The following is a 6,961-nucleotide window of genomic DNA, read 5'->3' on the forward strand; positions in this document are numbered from 1 at the left end:
CAGGGGCCTGGCTACGGTCTCGCGCTGATCCTGGGTTGGAAGAAGCCGGACGGCAAGGACTACCAGTACATCCCCCGCCGGCTGCTCGGGCGCCCGCCGGCCGCAGCCGCAGCCGCCTCGGCCCCGCAGTAGGCACGGCGACATTCGACGGTCCCAGGGAGAACACAAGATGAAGAAGACACAGAAGGATCAGGCCAGCCACCGAACGCGCAATGCGGTGGGCGCCGCGGTGCTGCTGCTTGCCGGCGGCGCCGCTGCCTGGCTGTACGGTCACAAGCCGGCCGGCGAAGCACCGGTTGCCGTGCAGGCTTCGGCGCCCGTAATGCCCGCAGCGCTCGCAACACCAGCCGAAGCAGCCAGCGCCGCAGCCGTCGCGGTCCAGGCAGTACCGACGCCTGCCGCGAGCAGGCCCGTGCTGCCCGGTCGCGCCAATGTCGCAGCACCGCCCGAAGGCGAATCGCCGACCGAGTCGCTGCGCAAGGTGCAGCTGGGCCTGAACGGCGGGACTGCGGAGGATGCGCTGAAAGCGGCCCAGACGCTTCAGCATTGCTCAATGATGTCCAAGGTCCCGGAAGCCCTCTTCGCCCTCCGCGATCAACCGGACCTGATGCCAGCCAATGTCAAGAAGGCGCTCAAGGACATGGGCGGCGAGGAGGGCGTGAGCAACGAGACGATCACCAACGCCCAGCGCGAGCAGCGTCGCTGCCAGGTCTTCGACGCCGCCACGCTGGCGCGCAGCGGTGAGCTCCTGCAAAAAGCCTATGAGGGCGGTGCTGCAGGAGCGGCGATGGCCTATCTGCAATCTCTGCAGGCTCCCGACGCCAAGGACAAGGCGGACCCGGCGCTGCTCGCCAGGCTGCAGGCCGATGTGCGCAAAGCTGCGCTGGCGGGTGATCGCAACACATTGATGTCGTTTGCCATGGCATCGGGCGATATGGCGCGCGACCTGGGCATTACGCCGACACAACGTAGCGGCTATAAGAATGCCTATCTGCAGATCACGGAAGAGCAAATTCCGGGCATGGCAAAGGGGATGGAAAAGGTAATCGATGCGGTATCACAGATGAACCCGTCGGCACCCCTCACCGCCGCGCAGCAACGCGAGGCCGACGCGCTGGCAAAACAGGTGGTCGACACTTGGCGGCGCGGCCGCAAGGGTTGATCACTTCGGAAACAAGCACTCCAAATGCAATACACCAAGACCCTGGCCACCATCGCCCTGTTGGCACTCGCCACCGCCGCTCCGGCGCAAGGCGTCGAGACCGTCACGCCTGATCGGGCGCGCGCCAACTTTGGCCGCCCGATCACCCTCGCCGCCGACGACGTGCGTGCCTTCCCCGCGCCGTCCGCCGGCTTCGCCGACCCGCGCGCCGGCGTGGCGCCGGGGCGCATCGAGGAGCTGAGCTACGCCTCCGGCGTCACCGGCACGCGGCGCTTGGCCGTCGTCTACCTGCCGCCCGGCTACTCGGCGCAGCAGCGCTACCCGGTGCTCTACCTGCTGCACGGCATCGGCGGCAACCAGCACGAATGGCAAGGCTATGTGCGGGCCAACACCGTCCTGGACAACCTGATTGCCGACGGCAAGGCGCTGCCGATGATCGTCGTCATGCCCAATGGCCGCGCGCTGCCCGACGACAGCTCGCCGCCCGCGGACCGCGTGTTCACGGCGGAGAACGCGGCCGGGTTTGCCAAGTTCGAGCGCGACCTGATCGAGTTCCTGATCCCGGCGGTCGACGCCAAGTACCCGACGCTGGCAGACCGCCAGCACCGTGCGCTGGCCGGCCTGTCGATGGGCGGCGGCCAGTCGCTGAACTTCGGCCTGGCCCACCTCGACACCTTTGCGTCAGTGGGCGGGTTCTCCTCCGCACCCAATACCAAGCCGGCCACCGAACTGCTGCCCGACCCTGCCGCCGCGCGGCGCCAGCTCGCGCTGCTCTACCTGTCCTGCGGCAACAAGGACGGCCTGATCAACGTCTCACAGACCGTGCACCGCGCGCTGAAGGAGCGCGGCATCCCGCACCTGTGGAACGTGGACGAGTCCGGCCATGACCGCGAGAGCTGGGCCGAGAACCTCTTCCACTTCTCGCAGCGCCTGTTCCGCTGAGGCCTGGACCGGTGCTCAGACTCTGCATCACCCTGCTGATCGGCCTGCTCGCCCTGCCGGGCATCGCCGTGGCCGAACCACCACTCGTCAAACCGCGCCTCGTCGTCCTCACCGACATCGAGAACGAGCCCGACGACACGCAGTCCCTCGTGCGGCTGCTGCTCTATGCCAACGACATCGAGCTGCGCGGCCTCGTGGCCACGACCTCGGTGCACATGAAGCAGGGCGTGCATCCCGAGTCGATCAAACGGGTGATCCAGCGCTACGCCCAGGTGCTGCCCCGGCTGCGCCAGCACGACCGCGCCTACCCCGATGCCGCGCAGTTGCTGGCGCGCGTCGTGACGGGCCAGCCCGGCTACGGCCTGCAGGCCATCGGTGACGGGCGCGACAGCCCCGGCTCCGAGCTGCTGCTGCGTGAGCTCGAACGCCCCGATCCGCGCCCGCTGTGGGTCAGCGTCTGGGGTGGTGCCAACACGCTGGCGCAGGCCCTGCACAGCCTGCGCCATACGCACCCGAAAGCAGCCGTCGACGCGGCGGTCAGCCGCCTGCGCGTCTACACCATCTCGGACCAGGACGACAGCGGTGCCTGGCTGCGCCGCGAGTTCCCGGGCCTCTTCTACATCGTCAGCCCCGGCAGCTATGCGCGCCCCACCTGGGCCGCGATCCACCGCGAGATCGAGGGCATCGACAACCAGCACGTCAGCAACGCCTGGATCGTCCGCAACATCCAGCAGGGCCACGGCCCGCTGGGCGCCGCCTACCCGGACATCGCCTACGGCATGGAGGGCGACACGCCCTCCTTCCTCGGCCTCATTCCCAACGGCCTGAACGCGCCCGAGCACCCGAACTGGGGCGGCTGGGGCGGGCGCTACGAGCAGTACACGCCGCGCCGCGAGGACACCGACCCGGACGGCTTCACCGGCGGCGTGCCCGTCGAGACCGAGACGCGCCCGATCTGGACCAATGCCGTGGATCGCTTCCGGCCCGTTGTTCCTGCAGCTTACGGCCGCCCCGTCAAGGCCGGGGAGCGTGAGTTCAACGATGCGCTCGTGACGCTGTGGCGCTGGCGCGAGGCCATCCAGAACGACTTCGCCGCCCGCATGCTGTGGACGACGCGCCCGCCCGCCGAGGCCAACCACGCGCCGGTCGTGCGCCTGGCCCATGCCACCGAGCTGCATGTACGCGGCGGCGACTGGGTCACCCTCGACGCCAGTCCCAGCAGCGACCCCGACGGCGACAGCCTGAGCTTCCTGTGGCTGGCCTACCCCGAGGCCGGCACGCTGAAAGCCCCGCTGCCGCTGGGCACCGAGGTTCAAGCCCGCATCGGCCTGCGCACACCCGAGGTGGACGCGCCGGCCACCGCCCACGTCATCGTGCAGGTCACCGACAAAGGCACACCCGCCCTCACCCGCTACCAGCGCGTCATCCTGCACATCGAGCCGAAGGCCCCATGACGCGTCGACAACGCCACGCGACCCGCTGGCTCGCCCTCGCCGCGACCGGCTGGTTGACGGGATGCGTGATCAACGCAGCCAAGCCCTACGACGGCGCGGCGCTGGATCCGCACGGTGAGCGCGCCATCGCCGTGGTCGGCGTCACGGTTGATCGCCCGTGGCGCTTCGAACGGTTCGGGGTGGTCCTGGACCAGTACGACGTGACCCAGCAGAAGATCACGGGCAATTGCTTTTCGTACAACCGGATCGAGGCCGGCGCGCCCGGCGTCCCAGGCCCGACTCGTTTCTTCGCCTTTGACGTGCCCCCGGGCCACTACGTCTACAGCGCCTTCAACGGCGGCAGGTTCGCAGCGAAGGACCAGGCATTCCTGCTGCCTGCAGGTCGTGCCATGTACATCGGCAACTTCGTCCTCGGTGACAACGACAGCGTCACGCTGCGCCGCGACACCGCGCAAGATCGCGCCGCATTGGCGCAGGCCCTGCCAAAGCTGGTTGCCCAAATGGAGACGGCCCCCACGGTCGCGGCAACAGCGGCGAAACCGTTCCTGTGCACGCCTTGAGGGTCACCGCCTGGCGCCACCCTTCTCTACCGTCGCTAACCAGACCTTCGTACACACGCGAAGTCGAGTAAAGACAGCTGCGCCAGTGACTCCGACCGCGCCCTGACGATGAAAATCGGACCCGCGGCGTCTCACTCCCTCTCACACATCGAAAAGGAATTTCCCATGCGCAACGGACCCTGGGCRAACACGCTCGCYGCCGCCYTCTGTCTGCTGTCGGCCTGCKCCGCYGGCGCCCAGCAATCCSGCCCGACGAATCTGGAACCGCGCGTGGWGGTGGCCGGCAAGARGGRCGACCTCTCCGCGTGGYTCCGGGCCGAAAGCCAGCGCTTCGTCGTGTACTCCGACGCCARCCAGGAAGACGTCACCCAGCTGCTGGACAACCTGGAGAAGCTCGACCATCTGCTGCGCATSTACACCCAGCCCCTGCGCCAGGCCGAACAGCCGGAACCCAAGCTGACGCTGTACTACCACAGCCGCGCCTCTGCCCTGGGTGAGATCGACGCCAGCGTGCCGGCCGATGCCGTGGGCCTGTACAGCAGCTGCACCTCCGGCGTCCAGGGGTTCGGGGTGCATCTGGAACGCGTCCCCAGCCTCCGCGACGAGCAGCTCGACAAGTCCCCGCTGAACGACACGCYGTCCTATGTCTTCGAGGCGTATGCGCGGCACTTTCTCTATCGCCATACGGACATCCGCACCCCGACGTCGTTCATCGATGGCTTCGCGCAGTACTTCTCCGCAGTGCGGTTCTCGGAAAAGCAGATGGTGGTGGGTCGCACACCGAAAGCCATCGCCCGCTACCTGAAGTTCATCGATGACGGCCGAAGGTACAGCCTCGAATACGACGACGTCCTGCAACACCGGCTCGCCAACGCCCACAACTACGCCGGCGACGCGGGCGTGCGCCTGGAGTTCGAGGCGAAGTCCTGGCTGTTGACGCACTACATGCTGTCAACGGAAGACAGGCGCAAGCGCCTGAACCGGTATCTCGGGCTCGTSGACCGCGGCGCTTCCCCGACGACGGCCTTCGAACGGGCCTACAACGTCAAGGCATCCGAGATCAGCGCGGTGATGTGGCGGTATGGCCTTCGGGGCATGGAGGCCCTGCGGGTGGCACAACCATCCCTTCCGGCTGCACGGCTGAGGTTCCATGCGCTGCCCCGCGCGGCGGGCGAATTCGTGCTGGCGGATGCCGCCTTGAAGGCGTGCCCGAACCGGCCAACCGGGGAGGCGCTGCTGAAGAAGGTCGCCGGCCTGGCGGTGCAGTTCCCGAACGACGACCTGGCCCGCCTCACCTTGAGCCGGGCGCAGATCGACTGGGGGAACCCGCAGGAAGCCTTGCCGGCGCTGAATGCCGTCCTGCAAGGGGATGACGCCAACTTCGAGGCCCGGTATCTGTTGGGCATGGCTAATCTGCGCCTGGCCGAGCGCAACGAGGGTGATGCCAGGCGCGCCTATCTCCAGGCCGCCCAGGGCCATCTGCAGCGCGCCCGCGGCTTGAATCCGCAATCACCGGAAGCTGCCTTGGCCGTCTTCAAGACCGAAGTGGCCGCCACGGATGCCCCAGACAGTGCTGCGCTGCAGGGTGTCATCTCGGCCTGGCAGACCGCGCGCGAAGTCGACGCGCTCGCGCGTTCCGCAGCGCTGGCCTACGCCTATGCCGCCAATGCAGACGAGGCACACCAGACTCTCGTTTCGCTAGTACAGAACATGCGCGATGAGCCCATGGCTCAATGGGCCAGGCAGTGGCAGGGTCGCCTCAACGCAGGCGTAACCCGTGGCGACATCCTCGCCGAGATGCGCCGCGACCCCGTGCCCGACGCGCCCTTCAAGGAGTGGACGGTCGACAAGGAAAGCGTGATGCAAAAGGTGGAACTCAGCTACGCCCTGGAGATGGCGCAGCCCTTCATCAAAGCCACGCAGGAGCAGCAAGGCAAGGCCGGGCAACCGGCAAGTGACCTCAGCGGCGGCAACCGGAAGAAGTAGGGCTGCGAACATGGCGCTGCAGGTACCGGTCGCGCACCTGAGCGGTCGCGGACGGGGCCCGCTTGCCGATCCTCAGTCGTTACGCGCTCACTGCCCAGTTCCAAGCTTGAACACGCCAACCACCTCGGTCAGGCGCCGCGCCTGCTGACTCAGGCTGTCCGCGGCAGCCGCCGATTCCTCCACCAGCGCCGCGTTCTGCTGGGTCACCTGATCCAGCTGGTTCACGGCGTTGCTGACCTCTCCGATGCCAACGCTCTGCTGGTCCGCGGCGGCGCCGATCTCTGCAATCAGCGTCGCGACCTGCTGCACGTTGCGCACGATCTCTTCCATCGTCACGCCTGCACCTTCGACGAGCCGCACGCCGGCATCCACCCGCTCCACGCTCTCGCCGATCAATACCTTGATTTCCTTGGCCGCGGTCGCGGCGCGCTGTGCCAACGTGCGCACCTCGCCCGCAACAACCGCGAATCCGCGGCCATGCTCGCCCGCTCGCGCAGCCTCGACGGCGGCGTTCAGGGCCAGGATATTGGTCTGAAAGGCGATGCCGTCGATCACGCCGGTGATGTCGGCAATCTTGCGCGAGCTGGCACTGATGTTCCCCATGGTCGTGACCACCTCCGAGACGACCGCGCCGCCTCGCGTCGCCACCTTGCTGGCGGCACCAGCCAATGCAGCGGCCTCACGCGCGGACGCAGCGCTGCGCTGAACGGTGGCCGTGAGCTCCTCCATCGACGAAGCGGTCTCCTCCAGATTGGAGGCCTGCTCTTCAGTGCGCTGGGACAGGTCCGCGCTGCCGGTGGCGATTTCCTGCGAACCCGTCGCGATCGATTCGCTGCTCAGGCGCACCTGATCCACGA

The 6,961-nt window shown here is 67.8% G+C and carries 6 protein-coding genes; 5 read left to right on the forward strand and 1 reads right to left on the reverse strand.

What is annotated here, in order from left to right:
* Positions 1 to 169 precede the first annotated feature (169 nt).
* The 5 genes from ACXJKR_RS19950 (at position 170) to ACXJKR_RS19970 (ending at position 6,104) form a co-directional block, all read left to right on the forward strand.
* Positions 170 to 1,162, forward strand: coding sequence for a hypothetical protein (locus tag ACXJKR_RS19950; RefSeq protein WP_457324290.1), 993 nt, complete (start codon positions 170 to 172; stop codon positions 1,160 to 1,162).
* A 24-nt stretch (positions 1,163 to 1,186) separates the two neighbouring features.
* A complete protein-coding gene (locus ACXJKR_RS19955; RefSeq protein WP_457324291.1) occupies positions 1,187 to 2,104 on the forward strand; it encodes an alpha/beta hydrolase in 918 nt (305 codons plus the stop codon).
* An 11-nt stretch (positions 2,105 to 2,115) separates the two neighbouring features.
* A complete protein-coding gene (locus tag ACXJKR_RS19960) occupies positions 2,116 to 3,558 on the forward strand; it encodes a nucleoside hydrolase-like domain-containing protein (RefSeq protein ID WP_457324292.1) in 1,443 nt (480 codons plus the stop codon).
* Positions 3,555 to 4,118 carry a hypothetical protein gene (locus ACXJKR_RS19965; RefSeq protein WP_457324293.1) on the forward strand — a complete coding sequence of 188 codons (564 nt, stop codon included), beginning with the start codon at positions 3,555 to 3,557 and terminating at the stop codon, positions 4,116 to 4,118. Before ACXJKR_RS19960 ends, ACXJKR_RS19965 begins: the two co-directional genes overlap by 4 nt.
* Positions 4,119 to 4,454: 336 nt before the next feature.
* Positions 4,455 to 6,104 (forward strand): tetratricopeptide repeat protein, encoded by a 1,650-nt coding sequence (locus ACXJKR_RS19970; RefSeq protein WP_457324294.1) that lies wholly within the window; start codon positions 4,455 to 4,457, stop codon positions 6,102 to 6,104.
* An 87-nt stretch (positions 6,105 to 6,191) separates the two neighbouring features.
* On the opposite strand, the gene ACXJKR_RS19975 is transcribed toward ACXJKR_RS19970, so the two are convergent.
* The coding region (locus tag ACXJKR_RS19975; protein WP_457324295.1) for a methyl-accepting chemotaxis protein at positions 6,192 to 6,961 on the reverse strand (770 nt) is incomplete at its 5' end.

The sequence above is a fragment of the Roseateles sp. P5_E11 genome (genome assembly GCF_054049355.1).